This is a genomic window from Streptomyces sp. NPDC054842, assembly GCF_053611025.1.
In genome coordinates, this window is record NZ_JBSGZN010000006.1 from 108,640 (window position 1) to 125,222 (window position 16,583).

General features: G+C 75.0%; 10 protein-coding genes and 2 tRNA genes. 10 read left to right on the forward strand and 2 right to left on the reverse strand.

Annotated elements, in window-relative coordinates:
- Nucleotides 1-23: 23 nt before the first annotated feature.
- Complete coding sequence (locus ACWGIS_RS06935) at nucleotides 24-4,517, reverse strand: PAS domain-containing protein (protein WP_453361348.1); 4,494 nt, start codon at nucleotides 4,515-4,517, stop codon at nucleotides 24-26.
- Between the two features lie 246 nt (nucleotides 4,518-4,763).
- The gene (locus tag ACWGIS_RS06940; protein ID WP_453361349.1) at nucleotides 4,764-5,255 is read right to left on the reverse strand and encodes an SSI family serine proteinase inhibitor; all 492 of its coding nucleotides are present in this window, start codon (nucleotides 5,253-5,255) and stop codon (nucleotides 4,764-4,766) included.
- A 158-nt stretch (nucleotides 5,256-5,413) separates the two neighbouring features.
- Here ACWGIS_RS06940 and ACWGIS_RS06945 point away from each other — a divergent pair.
- The 10 genes from ACWGIS_RS06945 to ACWGIS_RS06990 all read left to right on the forward strand — a co-directional run bounded on the left by ACWGIS_RS06945 (nucleotide 5,414) and on the right by ACWGIS_RS06990 (nucleotide 16,579).
- A tRNA-Ser gene (locus ACWGIS_RS06945) sits at nucleotides 5,414-5,504 on the forward strand.
- 227 nt (nucleotides 5,505-5,731) lie between these two features.
- Nucleotides 5,732-5,804, forward strand: a tRNA-Arg gene (locus ACWGIS_RS06950).
- A gap of 83 nt (nucleotides 5,805-5,887) precedes the next feature.
- Entirely contained in the window at nucleotides 5,888-6,577 is a 690-nt protein-coding gene (locus ACWGIS_RS06955; protein WP_453361350.1) for a signal protein, read from the forward strand.
- Nucleotides 6,578-6,623: 46 nt separating this feature from the next.
- On the forward strand, nucleotides 6,624-7,511 hold the full coding sequence (locus ACWGIS_RS06960) for a DUF2797 domain-containing protein (protein ID WP_453361351.1): 888 nt from the start codon (nucleotides 6,624-6,626) through the stop codon (nucleotides 7,509-7,511).
- Between the two features lie 85 nt (nucleotides 7,512-7,596).
- A complete protein-coding gene (locus ACWGIS_RS06965) occupies nucleotides 7,597-8,682 on the forward strand; it encodes an amidohydrolase family protein (protein ID WP_453361352.1) in 1,086 nt (361 codons plus the stop codon).
- Between the two features lie 195 nt (nucleotides 8,683-8,877).
- Nucleotides 8,878-9,618, forward strand: coding sequence for a response regulator transcription factor (locus ACWGIS_RS06970; RefSeq protein ID WP_453361353.1), 741 nt, complete (start codon nucleotides 8,878-8,880; stop codon nucleotides 9,616-9,618).
- Nucleotides 9,615-11,213 carry a sensor histidine kinase gene (locus ACWGIS_RS06975; RefSeq protein ID WP_453361354.1) on the forward strand — a complete coding sequence of 533 codons (1,599 nt, stop codon included), beginning with the start codon at nucleotides 9,615-9,617 and terminating at the stop codon, nucleotides 11,211-11,213. Before ACWGIS_RS06970 ends, ACWGIS_RS06975 begins: the two co-directional genes overlap by 4 nt.
- A gap of 26 nt (nucleotides 11,214-11,239) precedes the next feature.
- Entirely contained in the window at nucleotides 11,240-12,700 is a 1,461-nt protein-coding gene (locus ACWGIS_RS06980; protein WP_453361355.1) for a glycosyltransferase, read from the forward strand.
- Nucleotides 12,697-14,850: an ArnT family glycosyltransferase gene (locus ACWGIS_RS06985; protein WP_453361356.1), complete on the forward strand. Its 2,154-nt coding sequence runs from the start codon at nucleotides 12,697-12,699 to the stop codon at nucleotides 14,848-14,850. The genes ACWGIS_RS06980 and ACWGIS_RS06985 overlap by 4 nt, the downstream gene beginning before the upstream one ends.
- A 223-nt stretch (nucleotides 14,851-15,073) precedes the next feature.
- A complete protein-coding gene (locus ACWGIS_RS06990) occupies nucleotides 15,074-16,579 on the forward strand; it encodes an MFS transporter (RefSeq protein ID WP_453361357.1) in 1,506 nt (501 codons plus the stop codon).
- Nucleotides 16,580-16,583: the final 4 nt, after the last annotated feature.

Consider the following 16,583-nt stretch of genomic DNA (forward strand, 5'->3'; position numbering starts at 1 on the left):
CCCCAACCCGTGTGTCCGTACGCTCAGTTCGTGCCGATGCGCGCCAGCAGGTCCACGATCCGGTCCTGCACCTCGGCGCTGGTCGAGCGCTCGGCGAGAAACAGGACCGTCTCCCCCGCGGCCAGCCGCGGCAGCTCGGCCCGGTCGACGGCGGCGGTGTAGACGACGAGCGGCGTGCGGTTCAACTGCCCGTTCGCCCGCAGCCAGTCGACGATCCCGGCACGCCGGCGCCGCACCTGCATCAGGTCCATCACCACGAGGTTGGGCCGCATCTGGGCCGCCAGCGTCACCGCGTCCTCGTCGGACGCGGCCCGCGCCACCTGCATCCCGCGCCGCTCCAGGGTCGCGGTGAGCGCCAGCGCGATCTCCCCGTGCTCCTCGATGAGCAGCACGCGCGGCGGGTGCTGCTCCGAGTCGCGCGGGGCGAGCGCCTTCAGCAGGACGGCCGGGTCGGCGCCGTACGCCGCCTCGCGGGTCGCCTGCCCGAGTCCCGCCGTCACCAGGACGGGCACCTCGGCGGCGACGGCCGCCTGGCGCAGCGACTGGAGCGCGGTGCGGGTGATCGGACCGGTGAGCGGGTCCACGAAGAGCGCGGCCGGGAAGGCGGCGATCTGCGCGTCGACCTCCTCGCGCGAGTGCACGATGACGGGACGGTAGCCGCGGTCGCTGAGCGCCTGCTGGGTCGTCACGTCGGGCGCCGGCCACACGAGCAGCCGCCGCGGGTTGTCCAGCGGCTCCGGGGGCAGCTCGTCGTCCATGGGCCGCAGCTGCGGCTGGTCGGCGACCTCGACGGCGCCACCGGGTCCGTCGAGCGGCTCGGGACCCTCGTCGGCGTCCCGGTCCGGGGCTCCTATGGCGTACGAGCGGCCGGCTCCCTCCGTGCCTCCGGCGGGCCGGGCCGGGCCGGTCTGCGGATGCGGGCGGGCCCCGGTCTCCGGGCGCTCGGCGGCGGCCTCGGGACGCGTGCCGAGCTTGCGGCGCCGTCCCGAACCGTTCGTCTGGTGCGGGGGAGGCGTCGGCGTCTGCGACCCCGGCTGCGCGGGGAGCTGCCGGGGGACCTGCTGGACCGGCGCGGCCTGCCGGCTGAACGGCACGCCCTGCCCGAGCGTCCGCACGCTGAACGCGCGTCCCTGCGTCGAGTTCGGGTCGACCGGCGCGGCTGCCTCGGCGGGCAGCGGCTGCGCGGCCCGCGGGCCGACGGGTCGCTCGGGCGGCAGCGGAGTGCCCGAGGCGGGCGTCGGGGAAGCCGGTGCCTGGGCGTCCGCGCGAACGGGGTGACCGGCGCCGGACGTGTCGTCGGCCGCGGGCCACGGCCGGGGCGGCTCGGGGACGGCGCCCTGCGCGGGAACACCGGCGGCCGGGGTCACCTCCCCGCCCGGCCAGGCCGGCGGTGCCTCGTGCGGCGCGCCGCTTTCGGAGGCCGCCTCCGCCGCCTCGGACCAGCCCTGGGGAGCGACGGGCGCCCCGGGAACGTTCTGCGCCGCGCCGGGCACGGCCTGGGCCGGGACCCCGGGGGCGGGCGTGGCACCGGCTGCCGGAGCGCTCCGGTCGGGGGCCGCCTCGCCGGAAGGCGTCGGTGCGGGACCGCCGTACGGCGGGACGGGCTGCCCGGGTACGGCCGCACCGGGGACGCCCTGCGCGGGAACCGGCTGCCCGGGAACCACCCCGCCCGGCGCGCCCTGCCCGGAAACGGTCGGGCCGGCCGCGACCGGTCCGAGGGCCCGGCGGCCCGCGGGTGCCTGTCCGGTGGCCTGGCGCGCGGGAACCGGCTCGGCGGCCGACTGCTCGGGCGCCCCGGGAGCCGGTACGGGACCGGGCACGGCCTGCGCGGGCACCGCCTGCGCCGGTGCACCCGGCGTGGCGGGCCGGTCCTGGGCCGGCACGCCCTGCCCGGGGATCTGCGCGGGCACGCCCTGGGCCGGGACACCCTGTGCGGCCGGGGCGGCCCCGGCCTGCGCCTCCGCCGGGGCGCGGCGGGCGCGACGACGTCCCGTCGGGGCCGACGCCGGGTGCGGCTGCGGCGGGGTGTGGTCCTCGGCCGGGTCGTGCGCCATCACGTCGTGACGGCTCTCGTCCGCCGGGACACCGGGGGAGCCGGGAGCGCCGGACTCGTAGGCGCCGCTCTGCGGGGAAGGGCCCTCGGGCGCCGTGTCCCCGGGCGAGCGGTCGGCGTCGGCGGGCGGCAGCGCGAACACCGTGCGGGCCCCCGCCTCCTGCGCCGCGGCACGCTCCGCCGCGGCGGCCAGGGCGCGCCTGCGGCGACCCGTCGGCTGCGCGTCGGGGGCCTCGGCCGGGACACCGGCGTCCGCGGGTGTGCTCTGGGCGGCGGGCAGCGCCGGGGGCAGCGCGTGCTGCTCGGTGTCCCGGCGCGCGCGTCGCCCGGACGGAGCGGGCACGCCCTGCGGCGGGACGGTGCCGCCGAGTCCCGTACCCACGGCGGCCTGGCCCGCGGAGTGCTCGCCGGCCATGAGGACCGCGCCCTCGGCGACGCCCCCGGCGTCACCCTCGACCGGGCTCGGCCGCCCGCGCCTCCGCCCCGTGCCGCCGGGCGCCCCGGCCTTCGCGTCCTCGTCCTCGGCTCCCTGGGCCGGGACGACGGCCTCGGCCGGTGCCGCGGCTTCTCCCGAGCGGCGCCTGCGCCGGCCGGTGGGCGCGGCACCCTGCTCCTGGGCGGCCGGCTCGGAGGCGGCGTCGGGGCCGGTCTCCGCACCGTCCAGGAAGGAGTCGACGGAGGACCGCCGGGCCCTGCGCCGTCCGCTCCCCTGCTGGGTCTGCTCCGTCTGCTCCGCCGGCCGCGCGGCCTGCTCGGGCAGCACGATCTCGGTCCCCGGCACCGATCCCGCCGCGACCGCTCCCGCGCCCCCGCCGATCGGCACTTCGAGGACGTACGCGCTGCCGCTCATCCCCGGCACCTCGTGCGTCTGCAGCACCCCGCCGTGCGCCCGCACGATGCCCCGGACGATCGGCTCGTGCACGGGGTCTCCGCCGGAGTACGGGCCGCGCACCTCGATGCGGACGACCTCGCCGCGCTGGGCCGCCGCCACGACGACCGTGTTGTCCAGATAACCGCCCGCCGACACCGGCGCGTTGCCCGTGGCGTCGACTCCCGCCACGTCGGCGACGAGATGCGCGAGCGCGGTGGCGAGCCGCGCGGGGTCGACCTCGGCCTCGATGGGCGGCGCGTGCACGGCGAACTGCACCCGGCCCGGGCCGATCAGCTCGACCGCGCCGTCGACACCGGCCGCGACCACCGCGTCGAGCATGACGTTCGTCCGGGTGATCGTCTCGGCGCCGGCGTCCAGCCGCTGGTGGCTCAGCACGCTGTCCACGAGCGTGGTGATCCGCGAATAGCCCGCCGCGAGATGGTGGAGCACCTGGTTGGCCTCGGGCCACAGCTGCCCCGCGTCGTCGGCGGCGAGCTTCGAGAGCTCACCGCGCAGCTGGTCGAGCGGGCCGCGCAGCGAGGTGCCGAGCACGGCGAGCAGCTGCTCGTGCCGGGCGGCCAGTGCCTCGAAGCGGTCCTTCTCGCGCTCGGCGAGCGCCGCGTACCGGTCGTCGCCCGCGGCCAGGTCCTCGGCGTGCTGCTCGCGCAGCTCGTCGAGCTCCTTCGTGTGCCGTTCGCGCAGCCGCGCCAGCTCCTCGGCGTGCTCGCCGGTGATCCGTTCGAGCTCCTCGCCGTGGCGGGCGGCCTCGGCCTCCTTCTCCTCGGCGAGCGCGTCGTACGGCCGCCGGTCGGTGAACGTCATCACGGCGCCGACGAGCTGGTCCCCGTCGCGCACCGGCGCGGTCGTGAGGTCGACCGAGACCTGGTCGCCGGACTTGGACCACACGACCTGCCCGCGCACCCGGTGCTTGCGCCCGGAGCGCAGGGTGTCGGCGAGCGGCGACTCGGCGTACGGGAAGGGCTCGCCGTCGGCGCGCGAGTGGAGGATCAGCGCGTGCAGGTCCTGGCCGCCGAGGTCGCTGGCCCGGTAGCCGAGTATCTGGGCGGCGGCCGGGTTGACGAGGACGACCCGTCCGTCGGTGTCCGTGCCCACCACGCCCTCGGACGCGGCCCGCAGGATCATCTCGGTCTGGCGCTGCGAACGCGCCAGTTCGGCCTCGGTGTCGACGGTGCCCGACAGGTCGCGTACGACCAGCATGAGCAGTTCGTCGCCGGTGTAGCCGTAGCCGTCGTAGGCCTGCTGGCCGTTCTCCAGATTCGCACTGGTGACCTCGACCGGGAACTCGCTCCCGTCCGTCCGGCGCGCGACCATCCGGGTCGGCTTGGTCCGCCCGCTCTGGTCCATGGACTCGGGCCGCCGCATGGAACCGGGGATCAGCCGGGAGTCGAACTGCGGGAGCAGATCGAGGAGCCCCCGGCCCACCAGAGCCGTGCCCGGGGCCTCGAAGGCCTCCAGGGCGATGGTGTTGGCGTTGACGACGGTCCCGTTGGCGTTGACCAGGACCAACGCATCGGGAAGCGCGTCCAGTATGGCTGCGAGGCGAGCAGCGCCTCGGGATGGCCTGCTGCTCACGAGACGCTTCCTCCCTGTTACCGCACCTTGCCGACCGCGAGGGCCATCTTGCCAACCGTCCCGCAGCGTGTCACGCGAGGGAGTCTACGGGCAGAGGTTGCGCTCGCGATGCCGGATGAGAGGGAGGTCGCACGCGGAGGACACGGGAAAGCCGTGACCGCGCATTTCGCCCCTCCGGGCCGTGACTTGGACATCCCCCCGCCCGGAGCGGACCGGTCTCCCCCGGGAGGACGGGCGGGGCCGCCGCTACCCCCGCACGTCGGGCAGCAGCGGCACGAGCGCGTTCCACCGCCCGATCTGGCAGCCGTCCCCCCGGTCGTACCGCGCGTCGACGGGGCGTCCGGCCCAGGTGCCGGTGACGTGGGCGGTCGCCGGGCCGCCGTACTGCATGGTGCAGAGCGTGCCCTCAGGGACGGAGGCGAACGGGTCCTTGCCCCAGCGGGTGCCGTGTTCGAGCTTCTCGCAGGCGCCGCGTACGTCGGGATGGGTGCCGCCGTCCGGGTGACAGTCCAGCTCGTACCTGCCGTCGGCGGCGCCCGCGTGGTGGACGGTGACGACGAGGTGGTCGCCCTGGTCCGCCGCGGCCGGCGGCGGCGGTGCGAAGGGAAGGGACAGCGGGTCGGACAGCGGTACGGGTGCGGCGTGCGCGGCGACGGGGGCGGCGGACAGCGCGGCGGCGGAGGCGGCCGCGGCGAGGGCGAGCCGGCGCAGGGTGACCCGGGACATGACAGGACTCATGACCTGACTAACGCCCCACGGCCCGCGGGGTTGCGCCGCGCGCCGGGGCTTTGCCCTGCGCCCTGAGTCCCTAGTACCGTGGGGGGCGATTGGTGGCACCCCGCTCGGCTGTGTCATCATCTGCACGCACCATTTCGCGCTCGCGCGGTGGTTGTGCTGGAGGCGTCGCCTAGTCCGGTCTATGGCGCCGCACTGCTAATGCGGTTTGGGCCTTAAAGCCCATCGAGGGTTCAAATCCCTCCGCCTCCGCGCTTGATCCCGAAGCCCCGGTCGTCACGACCGGGGCTTCGGTCGTTCCCGGGTCCCGGACGTCCTCCGGTTGGCGCCCCGGATCACGCAGATCCGGGTCTTTCCGCAGGTCAGGCAGGGTGCGACAAACGGATTTCGCCTCACGGCGCCAGTCATGTAATGTTGTTCCCGCAACGCCGACCGGGCAGAAAAGCCCGGGAGGAAGAGCACCACAACAGAACACACAGGCACTCGTAGCTTAACGGATAGAGCATCTGACTACGGATCAGAAGGTTGCAGGTTCGAATCCTGCCGAGTGCACACAGGTTGAAGGCCCCCGGAGAGATCCGGGGGCCTTTTGCGTGGAGTCACGGAAGTGAAGTGCGCGAGGCCGGGAGGGGCACGTGAGGTTCAAAGGGGTCGTCGTGGGGGTGGCCGCGCTGGCGCTGGCCGGATCGGCGGGATGCGGTGCGGAGTCCGGGGCCGGGGACGAGCCGGACGCCCGGCCGAAGAACACGGCGAAGCGGTCCGCGCCGAAGCCCTCGGAGTCGGCCGGCGCCCCGGACTCGTCGGAGGCGGAGTTCGGCAGGCTGTCCTCGGCGGAGCTCCAGGGCCGCTGGTGGACCTGGGCGGCGTCGGAGCCGGAGGCCACCAACCCGGTCGCCGACCCGGACGGCGGCCTGTGTGCCCGCAACCAGCCGAAGGACGTGTGGTTCCTGGCCGGCACGTTCGGCACCCGGGCCGAGCGCGCGTGCACCGTGCCCGAAGGGATCCCTCTCGCCTTCCCCCTGGTGAACGTCATGGGGACCCGGGAGGACTGCGCCTCCTTCATGGCGTCGGCCGAGGGGAGGGCCACCCTGGACGGCGAGCGGGTCGAGGCGGAGACCCACGAGGGCCGCGTCATCAGCGTGGTGGGCACGGAGGACAACCCGCTCACCGGCACGAGCGGACGGTACGACGCGGTCGGCTGCGGGCTGTGGGTCCAGTTGCCTCCGCTGGAGCCCGGAGCGCACTCCCTCACCATCCGCGGGAGTTCCGGCGACTTCTCGGTCGGCGTGGACTACGCGCTCACCGTCGGGACCGGATCCGCGTAGGACGGGAGGGGCGGGCGTTGTCAGTGGCGGTGTCTACGCTCGTGTGATGGGCCGGGTGTGGAGGTGTGCGGGGCTGCGGTGGGGGACCGACGGGCCGGCGCTGGTGTGGGGCGGGGGAAGAGTCAGCCCACTGGCGCGGGGCGCGCGGATCGCCTTCGCCGTGCCCGAGGGCGGTGTCCGCACCTGCGTGGGGGCGCGCGGCCACGCCTGCCCCCGGGGGATCACCGTGGCGGGGCGCGGCACCGGGGCGCGGTGCGAGGAGTGCGCGCGGCTGGAGCGGGCGCACTCCGTGGCCGCCGACACCGTCGCCGACGACCCGCGGCCGTACCACGTGTACCTGGCGTGGTTCGGGCCCGGCCTGGTCAAGGTGGGGATCACCGGCGTCGAACGGGGCTCCGCACGGCTGTTGGAGCAGGGCGCCGTCACCTTCAGCTGGCTGGGGCGCGGGCCGCTGATGGCCTCCCGGCGGGCCGAGGAGCTGCTGCGGGCCGCGCTGGGCGTGCCCGACCGCATCCCGTACGCCGACAAGCGGGCGGTGCGGGGCGCGCTGTCCGGGGCGGACGCCGGGGGCGGGGAGCGGGTCGCCGAGATCGCCGAGCTGCACGCCCGGGCGGGCCTGCTCGACGGCTGGCCCGACTCGTTGCGGCGGATGCCGTTCGAGCCCGTCGACCACACGGAGGTGTTCGGGCTCGCCGGACTGCCGCCCGCCGGGGGCGTGGTGAGCGAGCTGGCCGCCGGGTGCGCGGTGAGCGGGGAGCTGCTGGCCGCCGCCGGTCCCGATCTGCATCTGGCGACCGGGAGCGGGGTCGTCGTGCTCGACACGCGGCTGATGCCCGGCTGGGAGCTGACCTCCGTCGACCGGGAGGACCGGCCCGCCTTCCCCGTACGGGAGTCGAGGCCGACCGCACCCGGGGTGCAGGACGGGCTGTTCTGACGGCGGCCCGTCCGGGCCCCCGCCCCGGAGGACCTCCGCGCCCGCCGCTGGACGGCGGCGGGCGCCCGGGCGGAGAGTGGCGGGCATGAGCGATCACCGCGCCGCGAGCGGGCCTGACGGCCTGTCCACCGGCACCGGCCCGGACACCGGCGCTCCGGGCGCGTTCCCCGACCCCGGCCGGGGCCCCGGTTCCGCCGGACTCGACGAGGGCCGGGACACCGGCGCCGGACCCGGCCACGGGACGGCCGGCGTCCCCGGCCCCGGTGAGGGGAACCGCGTCCCCGATCCCGGTACCGCCGACGTGCGGGCGTTCTGGACGCGGCTCGGGCTGCCCGGGCTCGTCGACGTGCACACGCACTTCATGCCCGAGCGGGTGCTGCGCAAGGTGTGGAGCTACTTCGACGGCCTCGGGCCGCTCACCGGTGGCGTCGAGTGGCCCATCACCTACCGCGCCGACGAGGAGGAACGGCTCGCCGTCCTCCGAGGGTTCGGCGCCCGTGCCTTCACCGCGATGCTCTACCCGCACAAGCCCGGCATGGCGCGCTGGCTCAACGGCTGGGCCGCCGACTTCGCCCGCCGCACCCCGGACTGCCTGCACACGGCGACCCTGTTCCCGGAGCCGGGCGTCGAGGCGTACGTGCGGGAGGCCCTCGACGCCGGGGCGCGGGTCTTCAAGGCGCACGTGCAGGTGGGGGCGTACGACCCCGGCGACCCGCTCCTGGATCCCGTCTGGGGGCTGCTCGCCGAGGCGGGCGTCCCGGTCGTCGCGCACTGCGGCTCCGGGCCCGCGCCGGGCAGGCACACCGGGCCGGGCCCGGTCGGGGACGTCCTCGCCAGGCACCCTCGGCTGCGGCTCGTCGTCGCGCACCTCGGCATGCCCGAGTACGAGGACTTCCTGGGGCTCGCGGAGCGGTACGGCGAGGTGCGGCTCGACACGACGATGGCGTTGACCGACTTCAGCGAGCGGCTCGCGCCGTTCCCCCGGGGGGCGCTGTCCCGGCTCGCGGGGCTCGGGGACCGGGTGCTGCTCGGGACCGACTTCCCCAACATCCCGTATCCCTACGCCGAGCAGCTGCACGCCCTGGAGCGGCTCGGGCTCGGCGACGACTGGCTGCGGGCCGTCTGTCACGACAACGGCGCCCGCCTGTTCGGGCTTCCCCCGGCGGCCTGAGGACGTACGGGGCCGGCGGGCGTCGGGCCGGTGCCGTGGCACGGGCGCCGTCCGGGCGGTCCGGTACCCCGGCGTACCCCACAGCCCCTGCCCCGCACGGGACTTGGCGTTTCCTGGGAGGCGGCTGTGCGTTTCTCAGGGAAATCACAGGTTCCCGAAAGGACGCTCTCAGCGCCGCCCAGCAGTGTGTCCGCCATGACCACGACCTCGCCCCAGGGGCGCACCGAACTGCTGAGGCCGGACGGGAGCCCCGTCCGCGTGCTGGTGGTGGACGACGAGTTGTCGATCACCGAGCTGCTGTCCATGGCCCTCCGCTACGAGGGCTGGCAGATCCGCAGCGCGGGTGACGGACACGGAGCGGTGCAGGCCGCCCGGGAGTTCCGGCCCGACGCCGTGGTGCTCGACATGATGCTGCCCGACATGGACGGCCTCGCGGTGCTCGGCCGGCTGCGCCGGGACCTGCCCGACGTGCCGGTGCTGTTCCTGACGGCCAAGGACGCCGTGGAGGACCGCATCGCCGGGCTGACCGCGGGCGGCGACGACTACGTCACCAAGCCGTTCAGCCTCGAGGAGGTCGTGGCGCGGCTGCGCGGGCTGATCCGCCGCTCCGGTGCCGCCGACCGGCGCAGCGAGTCCGTGCTCGTCGTCGGGGACCTGGCCCTGGACGAGGACAGCCACGAGGTGTCCCGGGGCGGCGAGAACATCCACCTCACGGCCACCGAGTTCGAGCTGCTGCGGTTCCTGATGCGCAATCCGCGCCGGGTGCTCAGCAAGGCGCAGATACTCGACCGGGTGTGGTCGTACGACTTCGGCGGCCAGGCCAATGTCGTGGAGCTCTACATCTCGTACCTGCGGCGGAAGATCGACGCGGGCCGCGAGCCGATGATCCACACCCGGCGCGGTGCCGGTTACCTGATCAAGCCCGCGGTGTCGTGAGCGGGCGACGACGGCCGCGCGGACGGCAGCGGTCCGCCCGGCCGCGGACGCTGCGGACGCGGCTCGTCGTCTCGGCGGTCGCGCTCATCGCGGTGGTGTGCGCCGTCATCGGCACGGTGACCACGATCGCGCTGAGCGAGCACCTGAACCATCAGCTGGACGACCAGGTCACCGAGGTCGGCATGCGGGCGACCGGCGGGCCGAGGAACCAGGACGGCGATCCGGCGCGGGACGCCGGGCCCCGGGACTCCGCGGGCCCGCCCGTGCTGCCCGACGACCCCTTCGGCTTCGTCACCAGGGGCGGGACCCAGGCGGACACCGTCGTCGCCCAGGTGGGCGACGACGGAGGGATCTCCCGGGCGGTCGTCACCAAGGAGAAGGAGGCCTCCGCGAAGGAGGCCTTCCGGATGACCACCAAGAACCTCACCGCGGCGCAGAAGGCGGCGCTCGCCTCCGTGCCGAGAACGGGCGAGCACACCGTGGACCTGCCCGGGCTCGGCGAGTACCGGGTCAGGTACATGGACGGCAACCGCGGCACCTTCTACGTCGCGCTGCCCACCGCGTCCGTCACCAACACGGTCCACACCCTCGTCCTCGTCGAGGTCAGCGTCACCACCGCCGGTCTCGTCGCCGCCGGTATCGCCGGGTCCGTGCTCGTCGGGGTCGCCCTGCGCCCGCTGCGCCGGGTCGCCTCCACCGCCACCCGGGTCTCCGAACTCCCCCTGCACAGCGGCGAGGTGACCCTCTACGAACGGGTCCCGGAGTCCGAGGCCGACCCGCACACCGAGGTCGGCCAGGTCGGCGCCGCGCTGAACCGGATGCTCGACCACGTCCACGGCGCCCTGCACGCGCGCCAGCAGAGCGAGACGCGCGTACGGCAGTTCGTCGCGGACGCCAGCCACGAACTGCGCACGCCGCTGGCCTCCATCCGCGGGTACGCCGAGCTGACCCGGCGCGGCCGGGAGCGGACCGGGCCCGACACCCGGCACGCCCTCGGCCGGATCGAGTCCGAGGCCGGGCGCATGACGCTGCTCGTGGAGGACCTGCTGCTGCTCGCGCGCCTGGACGCCGGGCGCCCGCTGCGGTGCGAGCGGACGGACCTGGTGCCGCTCGTCGTGGACGCGGTGAGCGACGCCCGGGCGGCAGGACGCGACCACGACTGGCGGCTGGAGCTGCCCGACGAACCGGCCCTGGTCCCGGCGGACGCCGCCCGGCTCCAGCAGGTACTGGTGAACCTGTTCGCCAACGCCCGTACCCACACCCCGCCCGGCACGACGGTGACCGCGCGGGTGCACCGGCACGGGCCGTGGCTGTGCGTGGACGTGCGGGACGACGGGCCCGGCATCCCGGAGGACCTGCTGCCGCGGGTCTTCGAGCGGTTCGCGCGCGGCGACTCCTCCCGCTCCCGTGCCTCCGGATCGACGGGTCTGGGGCTGGCCATCGTGCAGGCCGTGGTGTCCGCGCACGGCGGCGCCGTGACCGTCGACAGCGTCCCCGGCAGGACCGTGTTCACGGTGCGTCTGCCCGCGCTCGGCGTCGAGGCGGACCCGCGGACGTACTCACAGGCGCAGCACAGCGCCACCACACGGGCGTAACAGGGCGGTTGACGAGTGTCGGGGTCATGCGAACCGACTCTTCTCCCGGCAGCCTGCCGGCGCGGGAGCACCTCCCGGCCGGAAACGCCGGTACGCCTGTCCTGGACGTAGTGATCCCCGTCCACAACGAGGAGAAGGACCTCCAGCCGTGTGTGCTGCGGCTGCGCGAGCACCTCGCGCGCACCTTCCCCTACACGTTCCGCATCACGATCGCGGACAACGCCTCCACGGACACCACGCCGCTGGTGGCCGCGCGGCTGGAGTCGGAGGTCGCGGAGGTCAGATCCCTCCGCCTGGAGCAGAAGGGCCGCGGCCGTGCGCTGCGCACCGTCTGGTCCGCCTCGGACGCCCCGGTCCTCGCGTACATGGACGTGGACCTGTCCACCGACCTCAACGCCCTGCTGCCGCTGGTGGCCCCGCTGATCTCGGGCCACTCCGACCTGGCGATCGGCTCCCGGCTGACCCGCTCCTCGCGGGTGGTGCGCGGCGCCAAGCGGGAGTTCATCAGCCGCTCCTACAACCTCATCCTGCGCGGCTCGCTCCAGGCCCGCTTCTCGGACGCGCAGTGCGGCTTCAAGGCGATCCGGCGCGATGTCGCCCAGGCGTTGCTGCCGCTGGTCGAGGACACCGGCTGGTTCTTCGACACCGAGATGCTGGTGCTGGCCGAGCGGGCCGGGCTGCGCATCCACGAGGTGCCGGTGGACTGGGTCGACGACCCGGACTCGACGGTGCACATCGTCAGGACGGCCACGGACGACCTCAAGGGCGTGTGGCGGGTGGGCCGGGCCCTGGCCACCGGCTCGCTGCCGCTGGACCGGCTCGCGCGGCCCTTCGGGGACGATCCGCGCGACCGTGAGCTGGCCGGCGTACCGCGCGGGCTCGCCCGTCAGCTGGTCGGCTTCTGCGTGGTGGGCGTCCTGTCCACGCTGTGCTACCTGCTGCTGTACTCCGGTTTCCGGGCCGTCTCGGGCCCGCAGGCCGCCAACGCGCTCGCGCTGCTGGTCTCCGCGGTGGCGAACACCGCGGCCAACCGGCGGCTGACCTTCGGCGTGCGCGGCCGGGACCGTGCCGTGCGCCATCAGGCCCAGGGGCTGGTGGTGTTCGGCATCGGGCTGGTCCTCACCAGCGGCTCGCTCGCCGCCCTGGACGCGGCGGCGTCCGAGCCCGCGCACTCCACGGAACTGGCGGTCCTGGTGGCCGCCAACCTGGCGGCGACGGTGCTGCGGTTCCTGCTCTTCCGGGCGTGGGTGTTCCCGGACCGCGACGAGCCCGCGTCCACGGTCGTGGCCTCGCACCACCCGGCGCCGCCCACGGCGGCGCTGCCGTCCACCGCTGCGCCGCTGCCGCAGCGTCCGGCGGCGCACCGCTCCTCGTACGACACCACTGATTTCCGCGCCGGCGACGCCGCGGACGCCACCCGGGGGGACGCGACCGTGCAGCTGCGGCCGGTGCGCCCGCACGACCACGATCCGAGGAACGCACGATGACGACTCAGCCCGACACGACCGCGCAGGGGGCAGGCCCCAACTGGGGACCGCCCGCCCCGGCCCCGGCACACGGACCGGCCGGACGGCACCAGGCGTCCCCCGGATCCGGCGCGCCCCGCGGGAGCCTCCCGTCCCGGCTGTGGCGTGGACGCCCCGAGGACCCGCGCTGGGCGCGTCCCGCCCTCTTGGCGCTGCTCCTGGCCACCGGCCTGCTCTACCTGTACAACCTGAGCGCCTCCGGTTACGCCAACTCCTTCTACTCCGCGGCCGTCCAGGCCGGCAGCCAGAGCTGGAAGGCGTTCTTCTTCGGCTCGCTCGACGCGGCGAACGCGATCACCGTCGACAAGCCCCCGGCCGCGCTGTGGCCGATGGCCCTGTCGGTGCGGATCTTCGGCCTCGGCTCCTGGGCGATCCTGGTGCCGGAGGTGCTGATGGGCGTCGCCACGGTCGGCGTGCTCTACGCGGCCGTACGGCGCCGGTTCTCCCCGGCGGCCGGCCTGATCGCGGGCACGGTGCTGGCGCTGACCCCCGTCGCCGCGCTGATGTTCCGCTTCAACAACCCGGACGCGCTGCTCGCGCTCCTGACGACGGTCACGGTGTACTGCGTGATCCGCGCCCTGGAGGACGGCCGTACCAAGTGGCTGGTCTGGGCGGGCGTCGCCGTCGGTCTCGCCTTCCTGACGAAGACCCTCCAGGCCTTCCTGGTCCTGCCGCCGCTGGCCGTCCTGTACGGGGTCTGCGGGCCGGTGCGGCCGAGGAAGCGGCTCGGGCAGCTCGCCCTGGCCACGCTCGCGCTGGTCGTCTCCGGCGGCTGGTGGGTCGCGGTCGTCGAGCTGTGGCCCGCCTCCTCCCGCCCGTACATCGGCGGCTCGCAGAACAACTCCTTCCTGGAACTGACCTTCGGCTACAACGGCCTGGGCCGCATCAACGGCGACGAGACCGGCAGCGTCGGCGGCGGTGGGGGCACCGGGCAGTGGGGCGAGACCGGCTGGGACCGGATGTTCAACTCCGAGATCGGCGGCCAGATCTCGTGGCTGCTGCCCGCCGCGCTGATCCTGCTGGTCGCGGGCCTGTGGCTGACCCGCAGGGCCGGGCGGACAGACCTGGCCCGCGGCTCGTTCCTCGCCTGGGGCGGCGCGCTGCTGACGACCGCGGTCGTCTTCAGCTGCATGACCGGCATCTTCCACCAGTACTACACGGTGGCCCTGGCCCCCTACCTCGCGGCCGTGGTCGGCATGGGCGCGACGGCGCTGTGGGAGGAGCGGGGCAGGCTCTGGGCATCCCTCGCGCTCGCCGTCTCGGTCACCGCGAGCGCGGTCTGGGGCTACGTCCTGCTCGACCGGACCCCGGACCACCTGCCCTGGCTGAAGTGGCTCGTCCTCGTCGGCGGGCTGACCGGCGCGCTGGGTCTGCTCTTCGTGACCCGGCTGGGCCGCCGTACGGCCCTGGCGGCAGCCGCGCTGAGCTTGGCGGCGGCCCTCGCGGGTCCGGCGGCGTACACCCTGAGCACGGTCGGCACCGGGCACTCGGGCTCCATCGTGACGGCCGGTCCGGCCGGCGCGAGCACGATGGGCGGCCGGGGCGGCGGTCCCGGTGGCGCCGGCCGGCCGGACGGGATGCCCGGCCGGACCCAGCAGGGCGGCGGCATGGGGCAGCCCCCGGCGGGCGGTACCGGCGGCTTCCCCGGCGGAGGCGCGAACCAGCAGGGCGGCGGGGCCCCGCAGGGCAACGGCCGGGTTCCGCGGGGCGGGGCGGCCGAAGGCGGCGCCGGTGGCATGGGCGGTCTGCTGAACGGCGCCACGGTGGGCACCGAGGCCAAGAAGCTGCTGACGGCCGACGCCGACCGGTACACGTGGGTGGCGGCGGCCATCGGTTCCCAGAACGGCGCCAGCTATCAACTCGCGACCGGAAAGCCGGTGATGGCGATCGGCGGCTTCAACGGCAGCGACCCGTCCCCGACCCTCGCCCAGTTCAAGGAGTACGTCCGGGACGGGAGGATCCACTACTTCGTCTCGGGCGGTATGGGCGGCGGTGGCGGCAACTCCGGGACCGCGTCCGCGATCACCACGTGGGTCGAGGCCAACTACCGGAAGCTGACGGCGGGTTCGTCCACCTTCTATGACCTGACCCGGCCGAGGAACGGCGGCTGACCGGAGGTCCGGGCTTGCGGTGGTCCGGCCTGATCCCTGGGTCGGGTCCGGCCAGCGGTGGTCGGCCTGACCCCGGATCAGGTCCGGCCGGGCGGTGGGCCGGGGCACACCCGCCCCGGCCCACCGCCTCCCCACGTCCTGCCGGATATCGCCTTGTACGGCGTACGAGGAGTGTTCTACGGTGTACGACGACCCGCTCCCGTACACCGTAGAAGGGCTCCGCATGACGGCACAGCAGGACGCCGGTACCGCCGTGACCCCCCAGGGGCACCCGCAGCGCTGGCTGATCCTGGGCGTCATCTGCCTGGCGCAGCTCACCGTGCTGCTCGACAACACCGTCCTGAACGTCGCGATCCCCTCCCTCACCCGGGAGCTGGGCGCGAGCACCTCCGACATCCAGTGGATGATCAACGCGTACTCGCTGGTGCAGTCCGGGCTGCTGCTCACGGCGGGCAGCGCCGCCGACCGCTACGGCCGCAAGAGGATGCTCGTCGCGGGGCTGGTGCTGTTCGGCTGCGGCTCCCTGGCGGCCGGACTCGCCGACTCCACCGGCCAGTTGATCGCCGCCCGGGCCGGGATGGGCGTCGGCGGCGCGCTGCTGCTCACCACCACCCTGGCCGTGGCGATGCAGATCTTCACCCCCGAGGAGCACCCGAAGGCCATCGGCGTCTGGAGCGCCGTCAACGCCCTGGGCTTCGCGGCGGGACCCCTGCTCGGCGGCCTCGTGCTGGGCCACTTCCGGTGGGGCGCGATCTTCCTGGTCAACCTCCCGGTGGCGGCGCTGGCCCTCGCCGCGGTGGTGGCCCTCGTACCGGAGTCGAAGAACCCGTACGGCGACCGCCCCGACCTGCTCGGGGCGCTGCTGTCCACGGTCGGCATGACCTCGCTCGTCTACGCGATCATCTCCGGGCCGGGGCACGGCTGGGCCTCCGGCCGGGTCCTCCTCCCGGCGGCGGTCGCGGTCCTGGTGCTGAGCCTCTTCGCGTACTGGGAGAGCCGCATCCCCTATCCCATGCTCGACCTGCGCTTCTTCCGCGACCGCCGCTTCACGGGAGCCGTCGCGGGAGCCGTGCTGATCACCTTCGGCATGGGCGGGGCGCTCTTCCTGCTCACCCAGCACCTCCAGTTCGTCCTCGGCTACGGGCCGCTGGAGGCCGGACTGCGCACGGCGCCGCTCGCCCTCGCGGTCGTCGCCCTCAACTTCTCGGGTCTGTCGGCGCGCTGGACGGCGAGGCTCGGCACGCCGGTGTCCGTCGCCCTCGGCATGGTGCTGATGTCGGGCGGGCTCGTGTCGATCGCGACGCTCGCCGCGCACGGCTACCCCGGCACCCTCCTCGGGCTCCTGCTGATCGGCGCGGGCTGCGCCGTCGCGAACCCCGCCATGGCGCACGCCGTCATGAGCGCGATCCCGCCGTCCCGGGCGGGCGTCGGCGCGGGTGTCAACGGCACCCTGGCCGAGTTCGGCAACGGCCTCGGGGTGGCGGTGCTCGGCGCGGTCCTCAATTCCCGTTTCGCGGCGCTGATACCGGTGGCCGCCGCCTCGCTCCCGGCGGCGCTGGCGTCGGCCGGCTCGCCGCGGGAGCGGGAGCGGATCACCGACGCCTTCTCGTCGGGCCTGGAGACCAGCCAGCTGGTCGGCGCGGTGGCCGTCCTTCTCGGCGGGCTGCTCGCGGCGGCGTTGCTGCGGCGGGCGGAGAGGGCAGACTCCGCCGTGACGGTGTCCGTGTGACGCC